Origin of the sequence: Bradyrhizobium sp. (assembly GCF_016219575.1) — a bacterium.
In the GTDB taxonomy this organism is placed as follows: Bacteria; Pseudomonadota; Alphaproteobacteria; order Rhizobiales; family Xanthobacteraceae; genus Bradyrhizobium.
Map to the genome: position 1 here is coordinate 51,789 of NZ_JACRMG010000012.1, position 25,831 is coordinate 77,619.

Sequence of the window (25,831 nt, forward strand, 5' to 3'; positions counted from 1 at the left end):
GTTTTCTTGGTTAATGACAGATCGGTTGCGTCAGCTGAATGATGTCGCCGCAAGCAAAGGCGCACGATCACAGATTTTGAAGCGACACCCTACCAAATCTGCAGGGACCAGGCAGCCCACCACACATGCCCGGCTCTCCCAACTCGTGATTAGGGTTGACGGCCGATTTCGCTGCAGTTGCGTTCTGCGGCTTTATCGCCGCCGGTCACGCATGCGCGCTCGCCGCTTGTCCCTGCGAAGGGACACGCTAGCATCGCCAACCATCGCAACAAGCGCATTCAGCTCACGCCGTCAGCGGCAAGGGTGAAGCAGATCGGCCTCGATACGGGGCAAGAAAAGCAAACACCGGGACGCGCGATCTGTTTCGGCGACAAATCGGGAGAGGTTCAGGATGCTGTTCCAGTGCAAAGTATGCGGCCCGGCCACCGATCACGGCAGCGCACCGGCGCGCAGCGGCAAGGCAAAGCCGTGGCGCACCATCGACATCCATTGCCACTGCATGGTGCCCGAAGCCAATGCGATGGTGCACAAGGCCACCGGCATTCCCGGCGGCGGCGAGACGCCGAATGCCAATGCCCATGTCAACGCACTGACCAGGAGCATCCAGCCGCAGCGCGGCAAGATCGATTTTCCCAGACTGACCGACCTGCCGACGCGGCTCGCCGAGATGGACCGGCTCGGCATCGACGTCCAGGTGATCTCGCCCTATCCCGGCCACTTCGTCTATGCGGCGCCACCCGAAGTCGCCCGCGACAGCTGCCACATCGTCAACAACCACATCGCCGAAATGGCTGCCAGGCATCCCGATCGCCTGATGGGCATGGGCACTGTACCGTTGCAGGAGCCCGGCATGGCGGTGGCCGAGCTCGATCGCACCGTGAAGGAGCTCGGCTTCCGCGGCGTCGAGCTCTGCACCAATGTGCGCGGCGTCGACCTGACCCGCGCGGGGCTGGAAAAATTCTTCGCGCGGGTCGAGGAGCTGGGCCTCCTGATCTTCCTGCATCCGTTCGGCACCAGCCTGGTCGGTCGCATGGAAGATCATTACTTCCCCAACACCATCGGCCATCCCCTGGATTCGGCGCTGTGCGTCGGGCAATTGATCTTCGACGGCTATCTCGAGCGCTTCCCCGGACTCAAGATCTGCATCGCCCACGGCGGCGGTTACCTGCCCGCCTATTGGGGCCGCTTCGACCATGCCTTTGCCCATCGCGAGGATTGCCGCGTCAACATCAGGAAGCCCCCGTCGGAATATTTGAAGAGGCTCTATTTCGACACCGTCGTGTTCGACGAGCGCGAGCTGAAGCATCTGATCGAAATCTGGGGTGCCGATCACATCATGCTCGGCACTGATTATCCCTTCGACATGGCAGAGCCAGACCCGGTCGGACTTCTCGACAAGGTGAAGGGCGTGAGCCGCGAACAGATGGCGCTGGTCGCGGGCGGCAATGCCGAGCGGTTGCTCGGCCTGAAGGCGTCTGCCCAGGCTTGAGGCACGGTTCATCGTTGGCGAGCGAAGCGCGGACCGCTATTCTTTGGCGTCAGGAGGATGTTCCATGCACCCGGCGGCAAAGCTGCAGTTCGAACGCGTCGTTGACGAATACGCCAAATGGCGCGCGATCGCGGAAAAGGAGCGGCCGCCTGCGCCGGCATGGTGGTGGGGCCCCGCGCTCGACGTCAGGGAGTTTGCCGCGGCGTTGCCACCCTCATCGTGCCGGCGGCTGGGATTGCCTTCCGGCGCGACCTACGCAGACGCCGCAGAAATGCTGCTCGGCCCGCTGGCCGGCCAGACCTCGGTGCCCTGGCCCCATGATTTCTCGCGCAAGGTGATTTCCACGGATTCGGACGTGCGCGACCTGCACCCGCAGCCGTCAGACGACAGCGCTTTTCAGGCCTGACAGATCGGGATCCTCGTCCGGCTGCAGCGGCGGCGACGCCAGTTCGACGGACGCTCGCAGCAGCTCGGCAAGATCACGCGCCGGCACGGGCCTGCTGACAATGAAGCCCTGCATCTCGTCGCAGCCGTGATCGCGCAGGAAAGTCTGCTGTTCGACGGTCTCGACGCCTTCGGCCACCACCGTCATGCCGAGCGCCTTGCCCATGCTGATGATGGCCTGCGCAATCGCCTGGTCCTCGGGGTCCTCGGCGAGGTCGCGCACGAAGGAACGGTCGATCTTGATGGTATCGATCGGGAACTGCTTCATCAGCGACATCGAGGAATGCCCGGTGCCGAAATCGTCGATCGCAATCCGGATGCCGCGGCTCTGGATCGCATCGAGCACGCGGACGGCACGCGACACGTTGCGCATCACCATGCTCTCGGTAACCTCGAGCTGCAGCAGCACCGGCGACATGCCGCTCGCCACCAGGGCCTCGTCGACGTCCTGCAGCAGATGCGGATCGGCGAACTGGCGCGGCGACAGGTTGACCGCCATCGACACCGGCTGCAGGCCGCGGCGCTGCCAGGCCATGTTCTGCGCGCAGGCTTCCTTCAGCACCCAGCGTCCGATCGGCACGATCAGCCCGGTCTCCTCCGCCAGCGGAATGAACTGCATCGGCGACACCATGCCGAAATCGGGATGCTGCCAGCGCAGCAAAGCCTCGACGCCGGTGATCTGGCCGGTCAGCATGTCCACCTTGGGCTGGTAATGCAGCGAGAACTGGTCGCGCTCCAGCGCGCGGCGCAACGCCGTCTCCAGCGTCAGGCGCTCGATCGACTGCACCTTGACGTCGCGACTGAAGAAGCGGAAGCCGTTCTTGCCGTCCTCCTTGGCGAGGTACATCGCCATGTCGGCGTTCTTGGTAAGGGTCTGCGCGTCGATGCCGTCGGACGGATAGAGTGCAATGCCGATCGAGGCGGTGGTATGGCACTCGTGGCCGATCAGTTGCACCGGCTGACTCAGCGCAGAAAGAAGCTCGCCGGAGATCCTTTCGATATCGTCGCGCTCCCCGGCCTCCTCGAGGATGACGACGAATTCGTCGCCGCCGAGCCGCGCCACCACGTCGCTGGCGCGCAGGGCGCCGCGCAGGCGGTGAGCCACTTCCACCAGCAGCATGTCGCCGGCCTCATGGCCGAGCGAATCGTTGATCACCTTGAAGCGATCGAGGTCGATGAACAGCACCGAGAATTTCCGAGCGTGGCGCTGCGCGGTTTCGATGGTGTGGCGCAGCAGGCCGTTGAACATCTCGCGGTTGGGCAGCCCGGTGAGGCTGTCATGCGATGCCAGATATTCGATGCGCTCGTCCGCCCGGCGCTTCTCTTCGGCGCGGCCGAAATTTTCCAGCGCGAAGGAAATATTGGCGGTCAGCCGCTGCAGCAACTCGACGAATTCCGGCGTGAACGTGTTCTTCTCCGTCGAGACGAACAGCATGACGCCGACGACATTTCCGGCGGTGAACAGGGGAAAAGAGGCGCCGGATTGCGCGCCCTGGAGGCGCGCGGCCGTCTGAAAGATCGGTGCATTGCGCTCCGCCAGATAGTCATTGGCAATGCAGGCCTTGCCCGCGCGGAAGGCCCGGCCCGAGAGACCGCGCCCCTCGGGCTTTGCCGGATCGGTCGAAATCCGCATCTGCCGCGCCTTGTCCGAGGTGGGGCCTCCCGCGGCAACGACCTCGAAGAAGTCACTGTCCGGCCTCGTCAGCGCGATGGAAGCCGAGGTAAACCTGCCGCCTTGCGCGGCGGCCTCGCAAACGAACTGGAACAACTGCGCAGGCGATTTCGCGCGCACGATCGCCTCGTTGGTATCGCTCAGCGCCCCGAGCATGCGGGCCAGCCGCTCCTTCTGCTCTTCGGTGCGGGCCTTCTCGTCAGCACGGTCGAAGTTCTTCAGCGCGAATGACACGTTGTTGGTCATGCGCTCCAGTAGTTCGACAAATTCCGGCGTGAAAGTATCTTTCTCCGACGAAGCAAACAGCATCACACCGATAACGCGCCCGCTGACGACCAGCGGGAAGGATGCGCCGGATTTCGAGCCGTCCTGGAGAGCGCGGGTACGGAAAACCTGGGTCGCGGGATTTGCGAGGTAATCGTTGGAGATGCAGGGCTTGCCGGAGCGGAAAGCGGTGCCTGACAGGCCACGCCCCTCGGGATGCGCCGCGCTGATTGAAATCCGCACCAAGCGGGCGTTTTCGGTCCTGGAACCGGCGGCGGCCACGATCTCCATGAAATCGCTGTCCGGCCGCGCCAACGCGATGCTGGTCGTGGTGAACTTGCCGCCCTGGGCGGCGGCTTCGCACACCAGCTCGAACAGCTCGGTGCGGGATCTCGCGCGCACCAGCGCCTCGTTGGTCGCACTCAGCGCCGAGAGCATGCGGGCCAGCCGCTCCTTCTGCGCTTCGGTGCGCGCCTTTTCGTCGGCGCGGTCGAAACTGGCGAGCGCGAAGGAGACGTTGTCGGCGAGCCGCTGCAGCAATTCGGCGAACTCGGAGGTGAAGGTGTCCAACTCGGCGGAGATGAACAGCATGACACCGACCGGCTGCCCTTCGATCATGAGCGGAAACGCTGCACCGGATCTTGCACCGTCGCTCTGGATGACCTGCTGGAAGGCAAGGCCACGCGGATCGTTGATGAAGTCGTTGGACACGCTGGCCTTGCGCGTGCGGAACGCAGTCCCGCACACGCCCCTGCCCTCCGCATGCGCCTCGCTGGTCGAAACCTTCAACCGCCGCGCGTTATGGGCTGTCGGCCCTGCCGACGCTGCCATCGCGAAATGATCGCTGTCCGCCTGCGACAGCAGGATACTCACGGAGTTGAAGCGGCCGCTCTGCGCCACCGCCTCGCAGACGAGTTCGTACATCTCCGCGCGCGACTTGGCGCGCATGATGGCTTCGTTGGTCGCGCTCAGCGCCGCATACATGCGGGTAAGGCTCTGCTTCTGCTCGTCCGAGCGCGCCTTCTCGGCGGTGCGCTCGAAATTGTCGAGCGCGAAGGAGACGTTCTCCGCAATCTTCGAGAACAACGCGACGATTTCCTCGTCTTTCGCCCAGGACCGGCCGACGAAGAACATCAATACGCCGATGCTTTGGCCGCCCTTGATTACGGGAACGGCTACGCAGGCCGTGACGCCGGCTTCGCGCTGGGCATCCTTCCACGCACCGCTGTTGGCCGGGATATCGGGATTGGTGGCGGACTTCCGGGTCCGGAACGCCTGCCCGGCAACGCCCTGGCCGTAAGGGCTATCCGGGTCGGTCGAGAATTTCGTGCGGGTGATGAGATGGGCTGCTTCGCCGGTGCCGGCGACCGGCCTGAGCCAGCTCGAACCAGGCTCCGCCAGGAGCGCCACCGTGGCGAGCGACTTGCCGCTGTGAACCGCCGCGTCGCATACGCGCTGATAGAGCTCCAGCTCGGTCTTGGCGCGGAGGATCGCTTCATTGGTCGCGCTGATGGCGCCGAACATCCGCGCCAGCCGCCGCATCGCACGCTCGCCTTGCATGCGGGAGGCTTCATGGTCGAAATTGTCGAGCGCGAACGAGATGTTCTTCGACATCCGCTCCAGCAGCGCCACGACTTCCTCGCTAAGCGAGCCGACCTCGCGCTTGGTCACGAGGAATACGCCGACGCACTTGCCGTTACAGGTCAGCGGCATGGCGGCGGCGGCGCCGATATGGCCGTCGGCAACGCCCTTGCGCCAGGCGAGAGAGCGCGCGTCGTTCAGGTAGTCATTGCTGACACATACCTTACCGTCACGAAAGGCCTGCCCGCCGACTCCGGCGCCTTCCGGCGTGCCGGCGTCGGCCGAAATCTGGATGCTGCGCAGCCGCGCTGAATCCTCGCCAAGGCCGGCGACGAAGCGCAACAGGTTGGTGCCCGGCTCATGCAGGAAGATGGCCGTGGCCAAGAAGTCTCCGCTCGAGAAGGCCGCTTCACAGACCTTCGCGTAGAGCTCTTCCGGCGATTTCGCGTACAGGATCGCTTCGTTCGTGGCATTCAATGCCGCAAGCGTCCGCGCGGTATCCGACTCCAACACCCGTTTCCCTCAGTCAACACACTGACCCAGCGGGATTTAATGCGTGCAGGATGCCTAAATGCTCGTTAGGAGCGTTCCGAAGTTGCGGATCAGAGTAAATGTCAGGCGAACACGGCGGGCGCGAAAACCAATTGGTTACCTTAATTCCGGCCCGGACGCCGGAGCCGTCAGGCCGCCGGCCCGATACAGGGGCAGCAATGCGCCCGCTGCAATGCACCCAAGAATCTGGCCAGGGGCGATTGCTAAGGCGGTAACGCTTTGAGACCATGGGCGCCTCACCACAAGCAAGACCCGCCACCATCGCGGGCCGCCGCCCGAGGAAACCCCGATGCCGACCGTCCAGGCCGACCGTCTCGCGCGCATCGGCGCGGCGCTGCTGAGGGGCGCGGGCGCCTCCGGGGAGGAGGCCGATGCGGTCGCCATCGGCTGCGTCAACGCCAACCTCGCCGGCCATGACTCGCACGGGGTGATCGCGATCCCGACCTATATCGACCGCGTCAGGGCCGGGCATATCGTGCCGGGCGCGAAATGGACCATCGTGCAGGAATCGCCGACCACGACCGTCATTGACGGCCATTGGGGCTTTGGCTTCCACGTCAACGCCAAGGCCATGGAGCTGACGATCGCCAAGGCGAAGACGGCCAATGTCGCCGCCTGCACCGTGTTCCGGCAGAGCCATGTCGGCCGGCTCGCCGCCTATCCCCTGATGGCGATGCGCGAGGGGATGATCGGGATTGCCACCGCCGATTCCGGCCGTTCACCAAAGCACGTCGCACCGTTCGGCGGCCGCGAAGCACGGCTCGGCACCAATCCGATTTCGATCGCGGTGCCTTCCGATCTCGACGCGCCGTTCTACCTGGATATGGCAACCTCGGCGGTTGCCGCCGGCAAGATCCAGCTGGCCGTCGCGCGCGGCGAACAAATCCCGACCGGCTGGATCATCGATGCCGAGGGGCGCCACACCACCGATCCCACACAATACCGCAAGGGTGGCGCGCTGCTGCCGCTCGGCGGCACCGAGGGCTACAAAGGCAGCGGGCTTGCCGCCATGGTCGAGGTGCTGTGCGGGCTGCTGACGGGCCTCGGCTTCGGCGTGGAGCCGACCGGCCGGCACAATGACGGCGTGTTCATGGCGGTGTTCAATGTCGCCGCCTTCCGGCCGCTGCAGGATTTCAAGAAGGAAGTCGCCGAGTTCGCGCGATATCTGAAATCGACGCCGCCGTCGGAAGGCTCGAACGGCGTGTTCTATCCCGGTGAGGTCGAATATCTGCGCGAGCAGAAGCGAAGGCGCGACGGCATCGAGATCGAGGATGCGACGTGGGAAAAACTGCGCGCGCTGGCCGGCGAATACGGGATCGCCGGCGAACTCGGACTTGCGTGAGAAGGAGAACAGCATGACACGGCAAATGGCGCTGGTTGGTTTCCTTCAGGCGCAAAACTGCACCAACCTGCCGAGCTCATGGCGACATCCGGAGTCGCGCGACGATTCGATGTCGGCCGACTACTACCGGGAGATTGCGCGCATCCTGGAAGCCGGCAAGTTCCACATGGCTTTCTTCGACGACCGCCTCGCGATGCCGGATCGCTATGGCAACGACCACGCCCACACCGTGGAATACGGCATCCGCTGCGTGAAGATGGACCCGCTGGTCGTGTTGACCTGCATGGGCATGGCCACCGAAAAGCTCGGGCTCGGCGCCACCGCCTCGACCACCTATTTCGAGCCGTTCGACGTGGCGCGGCGTTTCCAGACCCTCGACCTCATGACGGCCGGACGCGCGGCATGGAACGTGGTCACCTCGCTGAACGACGGCGAAGCGCACAACATGGGCAAGGACGCCCATCTCGAGCACGATTTCCGTTACGACCGCGCCGACGAGTTCATGGAAGTGGTGCTCGGCCATTGGGACGCCTGGGAAGACGGCGCTGTCATCATGGACAAGAAGAGCGGGCGCTTCGCCGATCCCTCGAAGGTGAAGCGGCTCGATCACAAGGGACAATTCTTCAAGTCGCGGGGACCGTTCACCGTGCCGCGCTCGCAACAGGGACATCCCGTCGTCATCCAGGCCGGCGCCTCCGGCCGCGGCCAACGCTTTGCAGGGCGATGGGGCGAGATGATCTTTACCGCCGCGCGCAACCTTGCCGGCGCCAAGGAAGGCTATGCCGCCGTCAGGAACGAGGCCGTCAAGGCGGGGCGCGATCCCGACCAGATGTATCTCTGCAACCTGACCACGCCGGTGGTCGGCGCGACCAGGGCGGAAGCGGAAGACAAGATGGCGCTGATCAACAAGCTGCCGCTGCAGATCGACGCGCTGTCGCTGTTGGCGGAGGCACTGAACTACGACTTTGCCTCGAAGGGCCTCGACGAGCCGCTGACGACCGAGGAACTGAAGAGCATGCAGGGCATTTTGGGCATCCGCGACGGCGTGCTGAAAACCTCGGGCAAGAGCAATCCGAGCGCACGCGATTTTGTCACCTTCTCCGGCCGAGGCCAGGTCCACGATGCCATCGTCGGCGGACCCACGGAGGTCGCCGACGCACTGGAGGAAATGTTCGTCGAGCGCGGCTGCGACGGTTTTGTCATCGCGGCAACCATCGTGCCGGGCTCCTACGCCGATTTCGTCAAGCATGTAGTGCCGGAACTGCAGCGCCGCGGGCTGTTCCACAAGGACTATGCCGGCAAGACGCTGCGGGAAAATCTCGGCCTGAAACGCCCGGCCGTCGGCGCCTGGAAGGGCGGACGGCAGGCCGCTGCAGAATAGGGAAGCAGGAACATGCGCTGGCTGAAGTTCACCGCCGCAGGAAGGACCTCCTGGGGCATTGTCGAGGGCGACAAGGTATTCGCCGTCAACGGCGATCCCTTCGGCGAATGGCAGAAGACGGCGCAGTCGCTTGCACTGAAGGACGTCAAGATCGAGCTGCCGCTGGTCCCGCGCACCTTCTATTGCGTTGGATTAAACTACCTCAAGCACCTGAAGGAAGCCGCCGACAAGGCCGGCACCGTCCCCAACGTGCCCGACCGGCCCGAGATCGGCTACCGCGCGCAGAATGCGCTGATCGCGCATGACGAGGACGTGGTGATTCCGTCCTTTGCCACCGACAAGATCCACTACGAGGGCGAGCTCGTCGTGGTGATCGGCAGGAAGGCCAAACATCTCACCGAGGCGAACGCGATGGATTGCGTGTTCGGCTACACCATCGGCAATGACGTTTCCGAGCGCAGCTGGCAGAAGGCCGATCGCGGGCTGTGGCGCAGCAAGAACGCCGACACGTTCAAGCCGATGGGGCCGTGGATCGAGACCGACGTCGATCTCGACCGGATGGAAACGGCCATCCGCGTCAACGGCAGGGAAACCGGCCGCTTCCGCACCAACGACATGATCTTCGGCATCGTGCCGTTCCTGGTCGAGCTGACGAAATATTTCACGCTGTGGCCGGGCGACGTGATCTGGATGGGCACCGACGGCGCCTCGCCCGACCTCAAGCACGGCGACGTGGTCGAGATCGACATCACCGGCATCGGAACCTTGCGCAACCGGTTCGTGCGGGAAGGCCAGTAATGGCTCGCCATTCGGCTGCGCATTATTTCCTCGAAGGCCTGGTCGATCTCGGCGTCGAGTACATCTTCGCCAATCTCGGCACCGACCATGTGTCGCTGATCGAGGAGATGGCGCGCTGGGACAGGCAAGGCCGCAAGCATCCCGAAGTCATCCTCTGCCCGCATGAAGTCGTGGCGGTGCACATGGCTGGCGGCTATGCGCTCGCTACAGGCCGCGCGCAGGCGGTGCTGGTGCATGTCGACGCCGGCACCGCGAATGCCTGCATGGCGATCCAGAACCTGTTCCGCTATCGCCTGCCGGTTCTGCTGTTTGCCGGCCGCGCGCCGCATACACTGCATGGTGAGCTCACGGGATCACGCGACAGCTATGTGCACTTCGTGCAGGACCCTTTCGACATCGCCAGCATCGTGCGCCCTTACGTGAAGTGGGAATATTCCCTGCCCTCGGGCGTGGTGGTGAAAGAGGCACTAGCGCGCGCCAGCGCCTTTGCCCACAGCGATCCGCCGGGCCCGGTCTATATGATGCTGCCGCGTGAGACTCTGGCGGAGGAATGGGACGAAGCTGCGATGCCGCCCTACCCGCCGGCGCGTTACGGCAGCGTGCACGCCGGCGGCATCGAGCCGGCGCGGGTCGAGGCCATTGCCGATGCGCTGATGCGCGCCGAAAATCCGATCGCGTTCGCGGCCTATCTCGGACGCAAGCCGCAAGCGGTTGCCGCGCTCGATCGACTGGCGCGCGTCTGCGGCATCCGCGTCGGCGAATTCAGCTCCATCGATCTCAATATCCCCCAGGACTCGCCCTGCTTTTCCGGCTCCGATCCGCAGGTCCTGCTCGAAGGCGCCGATCTCGGTCTGCTACTCGACACCGACGTTCCCTTTGTGCCACAGTCCGCCAAGAATGCCTCTGCGCTCAAATGGATTCAGATCGACCTCGATCCGCTGAAGGCGGATTTTCCGATGTGGGGATTTGCCACCGACATCCGCGTGCAAGGCGACAGCAGCGTCATCCTGCAGCAGATATGCGACGCGGTCGAAGCCCGCGCGGACGAGAAATATCGCCGCCTTGTCGCCGACCGCATCGCGAGCTGGGAAGGCGCCAGGGCTGCGGCGGCGCAGAAGCGCGCCGCCACCAGCGCCAACAGGGGCATTTCGGGCGCGCTTAATCCCGCCTTCGTGCTGGCCACGCTGAGCGGCAAGATTTCGCAGGACGACGTCGTGCTCAACGAGGCCATCCGCAACGGGCCGGTGCTGCAGGAGCACGTCAGGCGCACCAAGCCACAAAGCTATATCGGGCTTGCCGGCGGTGGGCTCGGTTTCAGTGGCGGCATGGCGCTGGGTCAGAAACTTGCGCGGCCGGACCGCCGCATCGTGCAGGTGATCGGCGATGGGGGCTTTCATTTCTCTTCGCCCGACAGCGTCTATGCGGTGGCGCAGCAGTACCAGATCCCTATCTTCACACTGGTGCTCGACAATGGCGGCTGGCAGGCGGTGAAATCGGCCACGCAGCGCGTCTACCCCAAGGGCGCCGCGGCCGAGACCGATCAATTCCAGTCGCGGCTGACCTCCGGACGTCAGGGCGAGCGACGAAATTTTTCGGAAGTGGCCAAGGCGTTCGGCGCTCATGGCGAATGCGTTACCGAGCCGGACGAACTTTCAGCGGCCATCGACCGCTGCCTCGCAGCGGTCGATGACGGCAAGGCCGCGGTGCTGCACGTTCACGTGACGCGGTTGTGAGACAGCAAACCGGGGGAGTCCGATGAAGCCTTTCGCTCAACACCTCCTGATCGGCGCGGTAGCCGCCCTCCTCACCACGACAACCGCCGGGGCGCAGGAGTATCCAACCAGGCCGATCCGCCTCATCGTCGGCTTTGCGGCCGGCGGCGGCAATGACATCATCGCGCGGGTGTTCGGACAAAAGCTGTCCGAGAGCCTCGGCCAGCCAGTGATCGTCGAGAACAAGCCGGGCGGCGGCGCCATCGTCGCGACCGACTATGTCGCCAAGTCGGCGCCTGACGGCTACACGCTGCTGTTGAGCGCGAGCGGCATCTCGATCAACCCGGCCCTCTACGACAAGCTACCCTATGACGCCGTCAACGATTTCTTCGCGGTCTCGCAGATCGCCTCGTTTCCTTTGATCATGATCGTCAGCGCGAGTTCACCGATCAAGTCGGTGGCCGAGTTTGTGGCATACGCGAAGGCCAATCCAGACAAAACCAACTATGGAAGCTCGTCGGCGTCTTTCCAGCTGGTCACTGAGCTGTTCAAGCAGAAGACCGGAGCGCCGATGCAGGTTATTTCCTACAAGAGCGCAAACGAGTCGGTGCTGGCGGTAATTTCCGGCCAGATCACCACGACCATTGCCGACGCCGGTCCCGTGGTTCAGCAGATCAAGAGCGGCACCGCGCGCGCGCTGGCAGTCGCCACGGCCAAGAGGATCGACGACCTTCCCGATGTGCCCACGCTGAAGGAAGCCGGCGCCGATGTCGAGGCGGTGTTGTGGAATGGCATTTTGGTGCCAAAAGGTACGCCGCCGGCGATCGTCAAGAAATTGGAAGGCGAATTCATGCGGATCGCAAAGCTGCCCGATGTGATCGCGCGGCTAAAACCGCTCGGCATCGAGACTATCGGCAGTTCAAGCGAGGATTTCGCGAAAGTCGTCAGCTCCGAAATCGCGCGGTGGGGCGCGGTAGCCAAGGCCGCCAACTTCAAGATTCAGCAGTAGCGCTGGTCTAATCCACCTTGATCCCGGCGTCCTGGATCAGCTTGCGCCAGCGCTCCTCTTCACCGCTGAAATAACGGGCGAATTCTTCCGGCGGCGCCGGGGCCATTACCAGCCCTTCGTTTGTCGCGATCTTCCTGAAGGCATCCGACACAAAGGCCTTGCCTGCCGCACGGTTCAGCCGGTCAATCACCTCGGGCGGGGTCTTGCCCGGTGCAAACAGACCGTACCAGTTCTCCAGCACATAGCCGCCAACGCCGGCCTCGGCGACCGTCGGCAATCGTGGAAATGCGGGCGAGCGTTCCGCCGAGGTCACCGCCAGCGCGCGCAACTGCCCGCCCTCGATCAACGCCGCCGCACTCGATACCGTCGTGAACATCACCTGGATCTGTCCGCCGAGCAGGTCGGTGATCGCTGGCGCCGACCCCTTGTAGGGCACCGCCGTCATGCTAACTCCCGCAAGGCTCTTGAACAGCTCACCGCCAAGATGCGCGGAGGTGCCGGTGCCGTAGGTGCCGAACGACAGCTTTCCGGGTTCGGCCTTCGCGGCTGCGATCAGATCGGCGATCGATTTGAGCGGCGATTTCGGATGGACCACCACGATGTTGAAGGCGCGCGCCACCAGCGCAACCGGAGCAAGGTCGCGCCGCACGTCGTAGGGCAATTTTGCCACCAGGCTCGAATTGACCGCGCTCGCAAACGTCCCCATCAGCAGGGTATGGCCGTCGGGCTCGCTGACCACGACCGCCTGCGTGCCGACGATGGTGCCGGCGCCCGCCTTGTTCTCGACGATGACGTTGCCGCCGAGATCCTTTGCCATCTCCTGCGCCAGTATCCGTGCGATCGCGTCGGTTCCACCGCCCGGCGCCTGCGGCACCACGATCTTGATGATGCGCTCGGGGAATGCGGCATGGGCAGCACCGCAAGCCGACATCAAGGCGAAGATCGCGCCGAAAATTGCGGCGCATGCTTGCGACGCGCTGAAACTGCGCGAAATCATCGGCTTCCGTCCCTTTTCCCGTTCTTCAGGCAAGACCATATTGCAGGGATGGATCGCGATCCAGTAAGCAGCTTGTGTTCGCGTTGTGCGTATCTCACATCTTGCAAGTGACAGCAGAGACCGGGAATATGCCGGGAAAAGCAAGAGGAGAAACACCATGAAGCCTCGGATGAACTACTATCAGGCCGCTCCCGAAACCATCAAGGCGCTGCTTGCGGTCGAGGACGTGATCAAGGGCTCCGGCCTCGAATTGTCCCTGATCGAGCTGGTCAAGACCCGCGCTTCCCAGATCAACGGTTGCGCCTTCTGCATCAACATGCATACCGCAGATGCCCGCAAGAACGGCGAGACGGAGCAGCGACTCTATCTGCTGAACGCCTGGCGCGAGTCGCCGCTTTATACGGACCGCGAGCGCGCCGCGCTGGCCTGGACCGAGGCTTTGACCTTGATTGCAGACACGCATGCCCCCGACGAAGACTATGATGCGATGCGCGCCCAGTTCTCGGAAGCCGAGGCTGTCAATCTCACCATGCTGATCGGCGCCATCAATGCCTGGAATCGGGTGGCGATCGGCTTCCGGGCGGTTCACCCGGTGGCAAAGAAGGCGGCGGCCTAAACCGCCGTCGCCCTGGCGAAGTCGACATAGATCTCGCGCAGCCGGTCCGTCATCGGGCCGGGCTTGCCGTTGCCGACCTTCTTGCCGTCGATGGAGACGACGGCCTGCACGAACACGGTGGCGCTGGTGATGAAGGCTTCCTTGGCCGCCAGCGCCTCTTCCACCGAGAAGGCGCGTTCCTCGATGCGGAGCTGACGCTCCTCGGCGAGCTTCACCACCGCCTTGCGGGTGCAGCCGGGCAGGATCTCGCTGCCGTTCTGCCGGGTCACGATCACGTCGTCCTGGGTCAGGATGAAGCAGGAGGACGAGCCGCCCTCGGTTACCTTGCCGTCCTCGACCATCCAGGCTTCGCCGGCATTGGCTTCGGCAGCAGCCTGCTTGGCCAGCACCTGCGCCAGCAGCGCCACGCTCTTGATGTCGCGCCGCGCCCAGCGGATGTCCGGCACGGTGATGACGCCGATGCCGGTCTTGGCCGAGGGCGCGTTGACGATGTCCTTCACCGAGGTGAACATGATCAGCGTCGGCTTGACGCCCTTGGGGAAGGCAAAGTCGCGGCCGGAGTCAGCGCCGCGCGTCACCTCCAGATAGACCATGCCGTTGACGAGGTTGTTGCGCTTGACGAGTTCCTTCTGGATCTCCTGGATGCGATCGATACTATCCGGCAAAGCCAACGAGATTTCGCCGACCGACCGCTCCAGCCTCGCCAGATGCGAGGCATTGTCGATCAGCTTGCCATCGAGCACGGCGGCGACCTCGTAGATGCCGTCCGCAAACAGGAAGCCGCGATCGAGAATCGAGACCTTGGCCTCCGAGAGCGGCACGAAGGCGCCATTGACGTAAGCGATCGGTTCCAAGTCGGGTCTCCTGTCGGGAATCTGGGGAATTGCCGGACAATATAGTCCAATCGTTAAGCCTTGTTCCACCCCGGCGTCATCGGATGCGCGAATTGCTCCGATTGCCCTCGCGGCAGTGATCCCTCAATGCTGCAGGATTTTCGAGAGGAATTTCTGCGCCCGGTCGCTGCGCGGCTTGCCGAAGAAATCCTCCTTCAGCGCGTCCTCGACGATCTCGCCGCGGTCCATGAAGATGACGCGGTGGGCGACCTTGCTGGCAAAGCCCATTTCATGGGTTACCACCATCATGGTCATGCCCTCGCGGGCGAGATCTACCATGACGTCCAGCACCTCGCTGATCATCTCGGGATCGAGCGCCGAGGTCGGCTCGTCGAACAGCATCGCGATCGGATCCATGGCGAGCGCGCGTGCGATCGCGACGCGCTGCTGCTGGCCGCCGGAAAGCTCGGCCGGATATTTGTCGGCATGCTCGGTGAGCCCGACCCGCTCCAGCAGCTTCTTGCCCTTGGCGAGGGCTTCGTCGTGCGACCGGCCCAGCACCTTCTCCTGCGCGAGGCAGAGATTCTCGTTGATGCGCAGATGCGGAAACAGCTCGAAATGCTGGAACACCATGCCGACCCGCGAGCGCAGCTTCGGCAGGTCGGTTTTGGGATCGTTGACCTTGATGCCGTCGAGGATGATCTCGCCGCCCTGGATCGGCTCCAGCGCATTGACGCATTTGATCAGCGTGGATTTGCCGGAGCCCGAGGGACCGCAGACCACGACTACCTCGCCCTTGGCGACGCTGGTGGTGCAGTCCTTCAGCGCCTGGAAATTCGGCCCGTACCACTTGTCGACGTGACGAAGTTCGATCATTGCGCCTCACCCGATCATGATGCGGGATCGCATCATGATCTCATCTTCCTGCTTGAGCATGATCTCTCCGAAAAACCGGTCTCCACTTTTCCGGATCATGCTCATCGGACAATGGAGATGCGCGCCTGCAGGCGCCGGACGCCCCAGGAAGCGATGCAGGATATCGTGAAGTAGACGACGGCGGCGAACAGGTACATTTCGACCAGACGGCCGTCGCGCTGCGCGACCTTGCTCGCCGCACCCAGGAAATCGGTGATCGAGAGCACGTAGACCAGCGAGGTGTCCTGGAACAGCACGATGGTCTGCGTCAACAGCACCGGCAACATGTTGCGGAACGCCTGCGGCAGCACGACGTAGCGCATGGTCTGGCTATAGGTCATGCCCAGCGCGTTGGCGGCGGCGGGCTGCCCCTTCGAGATCGACTGGATGCCGGCGCGCATGATCTCGGAGAAATACGCCGCCTCGAACATGATGAAGGTGATGAGCGAGGACGAGAACGCGCCGACCTTGATCGGGCGCGAGGCGCCGGTCAGCCATTGCCCGATATAGGGCACGAGGAAATAGAACCAGAAGATGACCAGCACCAGCGGCAGCGAGCGCATGAAGTCTACGTAGAGCCCGGCGATGCGGCCGAGCAGCCCGTAGCCGGAGAGCCGCATCAGCGCGATCAACGTGCCGAACACCAGGCCGCCGAACGCCGACAGCGCCGTCAGCGTCAGCGTGAACGTCATTCCCTCGTAGAACAGATAACCGAGCGAGCGGCGGATGACGTCGAAATCGAGCGTGGAAAACATCGCGCTATTTCCCCGAGATATAGCCGGGGATCGCGACCCGGCGTTCGAGGAAGCGCATGCCCGTAACGACGACGATGTTGATCAGCAGATAGATGACCGTCGCTGCCGTGAACGCCTCGAACACCTGGAAGGAGAATTCCTGCATCGAGCGCGCCTGGCCGGTCAGCTCGATCAGGCCGATGGTGATGGCGACCGCCGTATTCTTGATCGTGTTGAGGAATTCCGACGTCAGCGGCGGCAGAATAATGCGGAAAGCGAGCGGCAGCAGTACATAGCGATAAGTCTGCCCCGTGGTCAGCCCGAGCGCGGTCGCGGCCTGCTTCTGCCCGCGCGGCAGCGAGGCGATGCCGGCACCGAGCTGCACGGCGACGCGCGCCGACATGAAAAGGCCGACGCCGATCGCCGCTGTCCAGAACGGCGCATTGGGCAACTGCTTCAGCCAGAGCCCGGCCGCGCGCGGCAACAGCTCCGGCAGCACGAAGAACCACAGAAACAGCTGCACCAGCAGCGGCATGTTGCGGAAGAATTCGACGTAGAGGAAGCCGATCCATTGCGCCGTCTTCGAGGGCAGCGTCCGCAGCACACCCACGATCGAACCGCAGACCAGCGCGATGATCCAGGCGAGCAGCGCCGTCCGGATGGTCAGCCACAGTCCCGACAGCAGCATGTCGAGATAAGTGCCGGTCCCCATCGGGTTCGGCTCGAAGAAGATGCCCCAGTTCCAGTTGTAGTTCACGAATCCCCCGCACCGCGGCGCATCTCACGTCGAGCGAACGTCCACGCAAATGTCCGGCCATTTCCATGCGATGGCCGGACAGGCAGCACTCTCAGTTCGTCATCCTGAGGAGCGGCGCGTGCGCCGCGTCTCGAAGGATGAAGGTCCCGCATCCGGGCCTCATGGTTCTCCCGGCGATGCAATGCATCGTCCGGAGACGCCCGCTGCGCGGGCTCCTCACCATGAGGGTCTTCCATTTACTTGTACGAATCCGGGTCCGGCGAATCCGACGGCTTGGCGAACTCATTCTTCAGCTCGGGGCTGATCGGCGTGGCGAGGTTCAGTCCCTTCGGCGGAATCTTCTGGGTGAACCACTTGTCGTAGATCTTCTGGCCTTCGCCGCCGGTGTAGACCGCGGCAGTGGCGGCATCGACGACCTTCTTGAAGGCCGCATCATCCTTGCGCAGCATGATGCCGTAAGGCTCTGGCTTGGAGAATGCATCCTTGGAGATGACATAGTCGCCCGGCGCCTTCGAGCCCGCGACAAGGCTCGACAGCAGGATGTCATCCATCACGAAGGCGACCGCGCGATCGGTCTCCACCATCAGGAAGGCCTCGGCATGGTCCTTGGCCGGAATGATGTTGATGTTGAGGTTGCGCGCGGCATTCGCCTCGGTGAGCTGCTTGATGTTGGTGGTGCCGGCGGTGGAGACCACCGACTTGCCCTTGAGGTCGTCGATCTTCTCGATCTTGCTCGCCTTCTTCGAAACGTAGCGGCTCGCGGTCAGGAAGTGGGTGTTGGTGAACCAGACCTGCTTCTGGCGCTCGGCATTGTTGGTGGTCGAGCCGCATTCGAGGTCGATGGTGCCGTTGGCCATCAGCGGAATCCGCGTCGCCGAGGTCACCGGGTTGAGCTTGACCTCGAGCTTGTCGAGCTTCAGCTCCTTCTTCACGGCATCGACGATCTTCATGCAGATGTCCATGGCGTAGCCGATCGGCTTCTGGTTGTCGTCGAGATAGGAGAAGGGGATCGAGGAGTCGCGGTGACCGAGCGTGATCGTGCCGGTCTCCTTGATGTTCTTCAGGGTGCCGGTGAGCTCCTGCGCATTGGCTGTGCCGGCACCGACGGCGGCGGCGAGCGCGAGGCCAATGATGTAGCTGCGTTTCATACGTGTACTCCTTGCTTGCTGGATAGCGTTGACGTCTTGACGATTTCGCCGAGGACCGGCGCGATGTAGCGGCGAAACTGTTTCGGGTTCTCGCTCATCGGAAAATGGCCGAGCTCTTCCATGATGGTGACACGGGCGCCGGAAATGGATGCTGCGGTGCGCCTGGTGTCTTCGGGCATGCAGGAGAAATCATACTCGCCGGTCAGCAGATAGAGCGGACATACTTTAGTATCGATCCCGGCGACGCGGCCGCGCAAATCGCCGTCGACCCGGTAGAAGTAGAGGTCGCCCTTGAACACGCCCGGCCCGCCCTGCTTGTAGGCCCACAGCGTCTCCAGGCGCGCCGCATCGGGGCTCTGGGGCGCAATGAGGCCGGAAACCAGCGCAGCACAGACCTCGCCGCCATGCACGTCCGGTCGGTTCAGCCAGGCGGTATCGTACCAGGGCGCCTGGAAGTCGGCGGCTTCCAGCCCAATCAGCGCGCGGAACTCGGCCGCATGGTCGATCGCGAGATTGAGCACGATCCGGCCACCGATCGAGCAGCCCATCACCACCGGCTTTTCCAGCTCCAGCGCCTTGCAGAAGGCGCGGATGGTTTCGGTGTAGCGTGCCGTCGTGAGCTGATATTCCTCGCCGCCCCAGCTCGCCGGCGGGTTCGACTTGCCATGGAACGGCATGTCGAAGGCGATGATGCGAAAGTGCTTCGCGAACTCCTCGTCGGCCAGCAGATGGCGCCACTGCCTATTGTCCGAGCCTGCGGTGTGCAGGCAGACCAGCGGAATGCCCTTGCCGTTCTCCTCGAAATAGATCCGGTACGTCTCGCCGCCGATCTCGACGTGAACGTAGCGGCCGATCATCGGCTCGATAAATCCGGTCATGCCGGCATGACCGCTCATGCCGCCGCCTTTGCGTATTGCCGCGGCAGGGCCAGTACGTCCTTGAAGTACTGCAGATTGGCCATGAAGGGATGGATATCGCCTTCGAGCACCGCCTCCCCGCGCTTGGTCAGCGCGAGCAGGTCGTGCCAGCCCGGTCGCGGCATCGGTTGCCAGTATTGCGCCCAGGCGACCGACGTCGCGCGGTAGGAAAATCGCCAGGAGCGCATCAATACCGGCGCCGGCGTCAAATCGACGATGCGGCCGGCGCGGATCGCGACATGAAACGGCTGCTCCACCGCGCCGAGCAGGCAATCGCAATCGAGGAAGCGGCCGCGCGCGATCAGCGCCTCGCTGCGTTCGAGCCAGGCGGGAATTCTGGAGAAGGCCCCTATGACAGCGGAGTCGACGACGGCGTCCGGAGCTAAACTCATACGCGTTCTGGGCCACGCTTTCGGAAGCCATGCCAAGCATTGGCAATGGCATGGAACAATTCTTCCGCTTTCGCGGCCATGATGGCCCGAAAGCCCCGCCTGCCGCAAGGCATCGGCATCCAAATTCCGTATCTCGGCATGCAAGCGCAGCCTATTTGTCGCATGGACCCTCCCCGTGCGTTACGGCAACAAGCCATTCTATCAATGCACTTTTCTTCGCTGGCGATTTCGGGAATGATCGCCGGCGAGACTAAAGACAACAGCACTCGGTCCGGCGCCAACCGGACCGCAAGGGAGAGCCAAATGTTCCAACGCAGCCGTATGAAGATCGCGCTCGCCGCCATCGGCATGCTGGTGTCGGCCGCTGCCGGCGCGCAGGACTACCCGACCAAACCGATCACCCTGATCGTGCCCTGGCCCGCCGGCGGATCGACGGACCTCACGATGCGCGCGATCGCCGAAAGCGCCTCGAAGGTGCTGGGCCAGCCGATCGCAGTCGACAACAAGGCCGGCGGCAGCGGCACGGTCGGCCCCGCCACCATGGCAGCCTCCGCGAAGCCCGACGGCTACACCATCGCGCAAATGCCGATCACGGTATTCCGCCTGCCGCTGATGCAGGAAGTCTCCTGGGATCCGTCCAAGGATTTCAGCTACATCATCCACCTCACCGGCTACACTTTCGGCGTGACGACCAGCGCGGAAGGTCCGTTCAAGAAGTGGCAGGACGTCGTCGACTTCGCCAAGGCGAACCCCGGCAAGGTCACCTATGCGACGCCGGGAGCCGGCACCTCGCTACATATCGGCATGGAGCAGATCGCGGCGATGGCAGGCATCAAGCTCACGCAGGTGCCGTTCAAGGGCGGCGCGGAGACCAATGCCGCAGTGCTCGGCCAGCACACCATGCTGCAGGCGGATTCCACGGGATGGAGGCCGCTGGTCGATGCCGGCAAGCTGCGCCTCTTGATGGTGTGGACTGGAGCCCGCTCGCCGAACTACAAGGACGTGCCGACGCTGAAGGAGCTCGGCTATCCCATGGTCTACGACTCGCCGTTCGGCATTGCCGGCCCGAAGGGGATGGACCCGAAAATCGTCGCCAAGCTGCACGACGCCTTCAAGAAGGCGCTGGATGACCCGGCTGTGATCGCGACGCTTGCCAAATACGACATGGTGCCGAATTACAAGGACACCGAGGACTACAAGAAGTTCGTCACCGAGGTGACGAACTCCGAACGCAAGGTGATCGAGACGCTCGGGCTCGCCAAGAAGAACTGACCCGTGGACGACAGCAGCAACGTCAAATTCCGCCTCAACAACTCCGAACTCTGGGGCGGACTGATCGGGCTCGGACTCGGCATCTTCGTGATCCGGTCCGGGCTGAAGCTGAAGCTCGGCACCATCAACGATCCCGGCTCGGGCTACGTGCTGTTCTACACGGGTATCCTGATGTGCGTGTTCGCGGCGACGATCATCGTTGCCGCCCTCACCGAGGGCGGGCCGACCTTCGGCTCGCGCTGGCAGAACGCACGCTGGACCAAGCCGGCAATCGTCATCGCCTGTCTCATTGTCTTCGCCTTTGCGCTCGACACATTCGGCTTCCTGCTGTCGTCGATCCCGCTGACGCTGCTGTTGATGCGGCTGATCGATCCGGTGCGCTGGGAGATCGCGATCCCGGTATCCATCATCGTACCCGCCGGCATGTGGTGGCTGCTCAAGCGTGCGCTTGGCATCCAGCTGCCCTCCGGCATGTTCGAGATCGGCTAGAGCGCGCGCATGGATACACTGATCAATGTCGCACATGGGTTCGGCGTCGCGCTGGCGCCGATCAACCTGCTGTATTGCTTCATCGGCGTGTTCATCGGCACGCTGGTCGGCGTGCTGCCCGGCATCGGGCCCATCTCGGCGATGTCGCTGCTGTTGCCCGTGACGCTGTCGGGCACGCCTGAGTCCGGCATCATCATGATGGCCGGCATCTATTACGGCTCGATGTATGGCGGCTCCACCACCTCGATCCTGGTCAACATCCCCGGCGAGGCGGCTTCCGTCGTCACCTGCATCGACGGTCACCAGATGGCCAAGCAGGGCCGCGCCGGGCCGGCGCTCGGCATTTCCGCCTTCGGCTCCTTCATCGCCGGCACCTTTGCGCTGGTCGCGCTGATGCTGGTGGCGCCGAAACTCGCCAGCGTTGCGATTGCCTTCGGCCCGGCCGAGTATTTCAGCCTGATGGTACTCGGCCTCGTGGTGCTGACCTTCCTGACGCAGGGCTCGATGGCGAAGGCGCTGCTGATGGCCTGCATCGGCGTCGTGCTCGGCCTGATCGGGCTGGACAGCATCACCGCGCAGCCGCGCATGACTTTCGGCCGCATGGAATTGATCGACGGCATCGGCCTCGTGCCGGTCGTGATGGGCCTGTTCGGCGTGGCCGAGGTGCTGCTCAACACCGAACAGGTGATCAGGCGCGACATCATCAACGCCCGGATCACCCAGCTCCTGCCCAGCAAGGAGGACTGGAAGGCCAGCGCCGGCCCGATGGGCCGCGGCACGATCCTCGGTTTCTTCCTCGGCATCCTGCCCGGCGGCGGCGCTGTGGTGGCGTCCTTTGCCTCCTATGCGCTGGAGAAGCGGCTGTCGAAAACACCCGAGCGTTTCGGCAACGGCGCCATCGAGGGCGTCGCCGGGCCGGAAGCGGCCAACAACGCGGCGGCCGGCGGCGCCTTCATTCCGCTGATGACGCTCGGCATCCCGCCCAACGTGGTGATGGCGCTCTTGCTCGGCGCCTTCGTGATTCACGGCCTGCAACCGGGGCCCCTGATGATCACCCAGAACCCGGGGCTATTCTGGGGCATCGTTGCCAGCATGTATATCGGCAATCTGATGCTGCTGGTGCTGAACCTGCCGATGATCGGCATGTGGGTGCAGCTGTTGAAACTGCCCTACAACATCCTGTTCCCCCTCATCATCCTCTTCACCATCATCGGCGTCTATTGCTCCAGCAACAACGTGTTCGACGTCCACGTCATGATCGCGTTCGGCGTGATCGGCTACTTCATGCGCAAGCTCGGCTACGAGCCCGCGCCGCTGGTGCTGGCCTTCGTGCTCGGCCCGATGCTGGAGAACAACCTGCGCAAATCGCTTATCCTCTCGCAGGGCGACCTCACGACCTTCGTGACGCGGCCGATCTCGGCCGTGTGCCTCTTGTTCGCCGTCGTGCTGCTGATCGGGCCGCTGCTGCCCGCGCTGCGCAAGAAGCGCGAGCTGGTGGCGCTGGACGAGGGAGCATGAGGCTCAGGCTCCTTATTTTGCGCATGATCTTCTCGGAAAACCGGTGCCCACTTTTCCGGATCATGCGCGCCGCGCTCCTTTCTCGCCGAGATCCCAGAACAGCCCGGCCATGATGGCGAGCGCCTCTTCCGTCACCGGCATCAGGATGTGCTCGTTCGGCGCATGCTGCGAGCAGCCGGGATAGGAATGCGGCACCCAGATCGTCGGCAGCCCCAGCCCTTCCGAGAACACGTCGTTGGGCAGCGAGCCGCCGAAATTCGGCAGGATCGCCGGCGCCTTGCCCGTCGTCCGCCGGATCGATTCCGCAGCCCAGTTGACCCACGGGCTGTCGAAATCGGTGCGCGAGGCCGCAAAGCTCTGCGCGGCAATCACCTCGACCATCGGGAAGCCGTGGGCGTGGAGATGCTTGCGCACGGCATCGACAACCTGCTCGATCCTGGTGCCAACCACGAAGCGCAGCTGCAGCACCGCATGCGCCTCGCCCGGAATGGCGTTGGCGGGGCTTGCGATATTGCCCGAGGACATCGCCAGCACCTCCAGCGTGTTCCAGGCGTAGAGGCGCTCGGCGGCGGAAAGGCCCTCCTCGCCCCAGTCCGGCGACAATTGCGGCTCGTCGGCGGTCGGCTCGACCTTCACGTCAGCCAGCACGGCGCGGATCGCGTTGGAAATGCGCGGCGGCTTCAGCGCTTCGAGCTGCATCTGGCCCTTTTCGTTAATCAGCGCGGCAATCGCGTTCGACAACACCGTCGCGGCGTTGGCGAGCACGCCGCCCCAGTTGCCGGAATGATGCCCGCCGTCGCGCAGCTTGACGTCGAGATGGATGCGCAATCCGCCGCGGCAACCGAGGAAGATGGTCGGCCGCTCCGCCGACAGCCGCGGCCCGTCGGAGGCGAGGAACAGGTCGGCCTTGAGCTCCTCCCGATGGTTTTCGCAGACCTTGCGCAGATCGGGGGAGCCGATCTCCTCCCCAGTCTCGATGATGAATTTGGCATTGAAGCCGAGCTTGCCGCCGCGCGCCGCGCGCACCATGCGCAGCGCCGACAAGTTGATGCTGTGCTGGCCCTTGTTGTCGGCGGTGCCGCGGCCATAGACGCGCTCGCCCCTGACCGTGGTGCGCCAGGGATCGAGATTGTCGCGCCACTCGCCTTCCATGCCGTCGACCACATCACCGTGACCATAAGTCAGCACGGTCGGCAATGCAGCATCCTCGCGATAGTCGGCCAGCAGATACGGCCCCCTGCCGCTCGGCGATTCGATCAGCTGCGTCGCGAACCCGAGTTCGGCAAAGGCTGGTTGCAGGTCGTCCGTGAGGTAGGCGCGCAACGCTGCACCCGAGTTCGGCTGCTGGCTCTCGGTGCGGTAACCGACCCGGCGGTCCAATATCCTGAGGAACTCGCCGGACCGAAAATGTTCTCGCGCCCGGTCGATCGCGTCGGCTCTGGTCATGCTCTTCTTTCCAATTGCAACAGGTCTTTCTCTTCAATCTAGCAGAGACGATTTGGCCTTGCTAATCCCGGTCCAAGTGCAACAATTTCCCCCATCGGCAATCGACCACGAAGCGTTGCAACAATGACAAAGCAAATCCGGCTCAACGCCTTTGCCATGAACTGCGTGGCGCACCAGTCGCCCGGACTGTGGACGCATCCGCGCGACCGCACGCTCGGATATAACCGCCTGCCCTACTGGATCGACCTGGCCCGGACGCTGGAGCGCGGCCGTTTCGACGGGCTGTTCCTCGCCGACGTGCTCGGCGTCTATGACGTCTACGGCAACAGTCCCGACGCGGCGCTGCGCCATGCGACGCAGACGCCGGCCAACGAACCCTTGATGCTGATCCCGGCGATGGCGGCGGTGACGCAACATCTCGGCTTTGGCGTCACCTCCAATCTCTCGTTCGAGCCGCCCTACCCGTTCGCGCGCAGGATGTCGACGCTCGACCACCTCACCGAGGGGCGCGTTGGGTGGAACGTCGTCACCGGTTATCTCGACAGCGCCGCGCGCGGCGCCGGCAAGGACAGGCAGACCGCACATGACGACCGCTACGACATCGCGGACGAATACATGGAGCTGGTCTACAAGCTCTGGGAAGGCAGCTGGGAGGACGGCGCCGTGCTGCGCGACCGCGCCCGCGGCATCTTTGCCGATCCAGCGAAAGTGCATCCGGTCTCGCATGAGGGGAAGAACTACCGGCTCCATGCGATCCACCTGAGCGAACCCTCGCCGCAGCGCACGCCGGTACTGTACCAGGCCGGCACCTCGCCGCGCGGCCGGCAGTTTGCCGCCCAGCATGCCGAGTGCGTGTTCATGTCGGGACCATCCGCCAAGATCATCGCGCCGCGCGTTGCCGCCATTCGCGAGCTTGCGGCAGCCGCCGGTCGCGACCCGAAGGAAATCCTGATGTTCTCCATGTTCACGGTGATCCTCGGGCGGACCGAAGCGGAAGCGAAGGCGAAATACGAGGACTACCGCCGCCACATCAGCCCCGAGGGCGCGCTGACCTTGATGTCGGGCTGGACCGGCGTCGACTTCTCGCAGATGGCGCTCGACCAAGAAGTCCGTCACGTCACCAACGACGCCGGCCGCACCGCCATGGACAACATCACCCGCGCCGATCCGGACCGGGTGTGGACCGTGCGCGAGGTGGCGCAGCATGTCGGCATCGGCGGCATCGGGCCGGTGATCGTCGGCACGCCGGAAAAAGTGGCCGACGAGATGGAGGCGTGGTTCGACGCCACCGACGTCGACGGACTCAACATGCCCTTTGCGGTGTCCCCCGGCGATTTCGAGGATATCGCCGACATGCTGGTGCCGGAGCTGACCCGCCGCGGGCGCTACAAGAAGGAATACGCGCCGGGTACGCTGCGCGAGAAGCTGTTCGGCGCAGGCCGTGCGCGGCTGAACGAGCAGCATCCGGCGGCGCGGCACCGGCCGGGCGTGGCGGCGAAGGCGGCTGAGTAGCCACTATGTCGTCCCTGCGAACGCAGCGCGACCCGGGACGA

Annotated in this window: 22 protein-coding genes; 12 read left to right on the plus strand and 10 right to left on the minus strand. The window is 63.9% G+C overall.

Going from position 1 to position 25,831, the window contains the following annotated elements:
- The first annotated feature begins 391 nt into the window (after nucleotides 1-391).
- Complete coding sequence (locus tag HZB49_RS12410; protein WP_291611660.1) at nucleotides 392-1,489, plus strand: amidohydrolase family protein; 1,098 nt, start codon at nucleotides 392-394, stop codon at nucleotides 1,487-1,489.
- Nucleotides 1,490-1,553: 64 nt separating this feature from the next.
- Complete coding sequence (locus tag HZB49_RS12415; protein ID WP_291611662.1) at nucleotides 1,554-1,895, plus strand: hypothetical protein; 342 nt, start codon at nucleotides 1,554-1,556, stop codon at nucleotides 1,893-1,895.
- On the opposite strand, the gene HZB49_RS12420 is transcribed toward HZB49_RS12415, so the two are convergent.
- The gene (locus tag HZB49_RS12420) at nucleotides 1,869-5,960 is read right to left on the minus strand and encodes a GAF domain-containing protein (RefSeq protein WP_291611664.1); all 4,092 of its coding nucleotides are present in this window, start codon (nucleotides 5,958-5,960) and stop codon (nucleotides 1,869-1,871) included. The genes HZB49_RS12415 and HZB49_RS12420 overlap by 27 nt on opposite strands.
- Nucleotides 5,961-6,291: 331 nt before the next feature.
- Between HZB49_RS12420 and HZB49_RS12425 the strand changes: the two genes are divergently transcribed.
- Genes HZB49_RS12425 through HZB49_RS12445 form a run of 5 tightly spaced genes read left to right on the plus strand, consistent with a single transcriptional unit; the run spans nucleotide 6,292 to nucleotide 12,244 of the window.
- Nucleotides 6,292-7,344, plus strand: coding sequence for an Ldh family oxidoreductase (locus HZB49_RS12425; RefSeq protein WP_291611666.1), 1,053 nt, complete (start codon nucleotides 6,292-6,294; stop codon nucleotides 7,342-7,344).
- A 13-nt stretch (nucleotides 7,345-7,357) separates the two neighbouring features.
- Nucleotides 7,358-8,725 carry an LLM class flavin-dependent oxidoreductase gene (locus tag HZB49_RS12430; RefSeq protein WP_291611668.1) on the plus strand — a complete coding sequence of 456 codons (1,368 nt, stop codon included), beginning with the start codon at nucleotides 7,358-7,360 and terminating at the stop codon, nucleotides 8,723-8,725.
- A 12-nt stretch (nucleotides 8,726-8,737) separates the two neighbouring features.
- Nucleotides 8,738-9,523, plus strand: a complete 786-nt coding sequence (locus tag HZB49_RS12435) for a fumarylacetoacetate hydrolase family protein (protein WP_291611670.1) — start codon at nucleotides 8,738-8,740, stop codon at nucleotides 9,521-9,523.
- Nucleotides 9,523-11,256 carry a thiamine pyrophosphate-requiring protein gene (locus tag HZB49_RS12440; RefSeq protein WP_291611672.1) on the plus strand — a complete coding sequence of 578 codons (1,734 nt, stop codon included), beginning with the start codon at nucleotides 9,523-9,525 and terminating at the stop codon, nucleotides 11,254-11,256. Before HZB49_RS12435 ends, HZB49_RS12440 begins: the two co-directional genes overlap by 1 nt.
- Nucleotides 11,257-11,278: 22 nt before the next feature.
- Nucleotides 11,279-12,244, plus strand: coding sequence for a tripartite tricarboxylate transporter substrate binding protein (locus tag HZB49_RS12445; RefSeq protein WP_291611674.1), 966 nt, complete (start codon nucleotides 11,279-11,281; stop codon nucleotides 12,242-12,244).
- Nucleotides 12,245-12,251: 7 nt separating this feature from the next.
- Here HZB49_RS12445 and HZB49_RS12450 read toward each other — a convergent pair whose 3' ends face one another.
- Nucleotides 12,252-13,241 carry a tripartite tricarboxylate transporter substrate binding protein gene (locus tag HZB49_RS12450; protein WP_291611676.1) on the minus strand — a complete coding sequence of 330 codons (990 nt, stop codon included), beginning with the start codon at nucleotides 13,239-13,241 and terminating at the stop codon, nucleotides 12,252-12,254.
- 157 nt (nucleotides 13,242-13,398) lie between these two features.
- Here HZB49_RS12450 and HZB49_RS12455 point away from each other — a divergent pair, with 157 nt between their 5' ends.
- Nucleotides 13,399-13,857 (plus strand): carboxymuconolactone decarboxylase family protein, encoded by a 459-nt coding sequence (locus HZB49_RS12455; protein ID WP_291611678.1) that lies wholly within the window; start codon nucleotides 13,399-13,401, stop codon nucleotides 13,855-13,857.
- Here the strand turns inward: HZB49_RS12455 and HZB49_RS12460 are convergent.
- The 7 genes from HZB49_RS12460 to HZB49_RS12490 all read right to left on the minus strand — a co-directional run bounded on the left by HZB49_RS12460 (nucleotide 13,854) and on the right by HZB49_RS12490 (nucleotide 19,553).
- Nucleotides 13,854-14,711 (minus strand): D-amino-acid transaminase, encoded by an 858-nt coding sequence (locus tag HZB49_RS12460; RefSeq protein WP_291611680.1) that lies wholly within the window; start codon nucleotides 14,709-14,711, stop codon nucleotides 13,854-13,856. The genes HZB49_RS12455 and HZB49_RS12460 overlap by 4 nt on opposite strands.
- 123 nt (nucleotides 14,712-14,834) lie before the next feature.
- Nucleotides 14,835-15,566: an amino acid ABC transporter ATP-binding protein gene (locus tag HZB49_RS12465; protein ID WP_291611682.1), complete on the minus strand. Its 732-nt coding sequence runs from the start codon at nucleotides 15,564-15,566 to the stop codon at nucleotides 14,835-14,837.
- Between the two features lie 101 nt (nucleotides 15,567-15,667).
- The gene (locus tag HZB49_RS12470; protein WP_291611684.1) at nucleotides 15,668-16,360 is read right to left on the minus strand and encodes an ABC transporter permease subunit; all 693 of its coding nucleotides are present in this window, start codon (nucleotides 16,358-16,360) and stop codon (nucleotides 15,668-15,670) included.
- Between the two features lie 4 nt (nucleotides 16,361-16,364).
- Complete coding sequence (locus tag HZB49_RS12475; protein ID WP_291611686.1) at nucleotides 16,365-17,096, minus strand: amino acid ABC transporter permease; 732 nt, start codon at nucleotides 17,094-17,096, stop codon at nucleotides 16,365-16,367.
- 236 nt (nucleotides 17,097-17,332) lie between these two features.
- Entirely contained in the window at nucleotides 17,333-18,244 is a 912-nt protein-coding gene (locus tag HZB49_RS12480; protein WP_291611688.1) for an amino acid ABC transporter substrate-binding protein, read from the minus strand.
- Nucleotides 18,241-19,140 (minus strand): alpha/beta hydrolase, encoded by a 900-nt coding sequence (locus tag HZB49_RS12485; protein WP_291611690.1) that lies wholly within the window; start codon nucleotides 19,138-19,140, stop codon nucleotides 18,241-18,243. The genes HZB49_RS12480 and HZB49_RS12485 overlap by 4 nt, the downstream gene beginning before the upstream one ends.
- Entirely contained in the window at nucleotides 19,137-19,553 is a 417-nt protein-coding gene (locus HZB49_RS12490; protein ID WP_291611692.1) for a hypothetical protein, read from the minus strand. Before HZB49_RS12490 ends, HZB49_RS12485 begins: the two co-directional genes overlap by 4 nt.
- A 303-nt stretch (nucleotides 19,554-19,856) precedes the next feature.
- On the opposite strand from HZB49_RS12490, the gene HZB49_RS12495 reads away from it, so the two are divergent.
- Genes HZB49_RS12495 through HZB49_RS12505 form a run of 3 tightly spaced genes read left to right on the plus strand, consistent with a single transcriptional unit; the run spans nucleotide 19,857 to nucleotide 22,832 of the window.
- Nucleotides 19,857-20,825, plus strand: a complete 969-nt coding sequence (locus HZB49_RS12495) for a tripartite tricarboxylate transporter substrate binding protein (protein ID WP_291611694.1) — start codon at nucleotides 19,857-19,859, stop codon at nucleotides 20,823-20,825.
- A gap of 3 nt (nucleotides 20,826-20,828) precedes the next feature.
- Nucleotides 20,829-21,314, plus strand: coding sequence for a tripartite tricarboxylate transporter TctB family protein (locus HZB49_RS12500; protein ID WP_291611696.1), 486 nt, complete (start codon nucleotides 20,829-20,831; stop codon nucleotides 21,312-21,314).
- A gap of 9 nt (nucleotides 21,315-21,323) precedes the next feature.
- Entirely contained in the window at nucleotides 21,324-22,832 is a 1,509-nt protein-coding gene (locus tag HZB49_RS12505) for a tripartite tricarboxylate transporter permease (RefSeq protein WP_291611697.1), read from the plus strand.
- Nucleotides 22,833-22,892: 60 nt separating this feature from the next.
- On the opposite strand, the gene HZB49_RS12510 is transcribed toward HZB49_RS12505, so the two are convergent.
- Nucleotides 22,893-24,278, minus strand: a complete 1,386-nt coding sequence (locus HZB49_RS12510) for a M20 family metallopeptidase (RefSeq protein WP_291611699.1) — start codon at nucleotides 24,276-24,278, stop codon at nucleotides 22,893-22,895.
- Between the two features lie 123 nt (nucleotides 24,279-24,401).
- Here HZB49_RS12510 and HZB49_RS12515 point away from each other — a divergent pair, with 123 nt between their 5' ends.
- Nucleotides 24,402-25,790, plus strand: a complete 1,389-nt coding sequence (locus HZB49_RS12515) for an LLM class flavin-dependent oxidoreductase (protein ID WP_291611701.1) — start codon at nucleotides 24,402-24,404, stop codon at nucleotides 25,788-25,790.
- Nucleotides 25,791-25,831 lie beyond the last annotated feature (41 nt).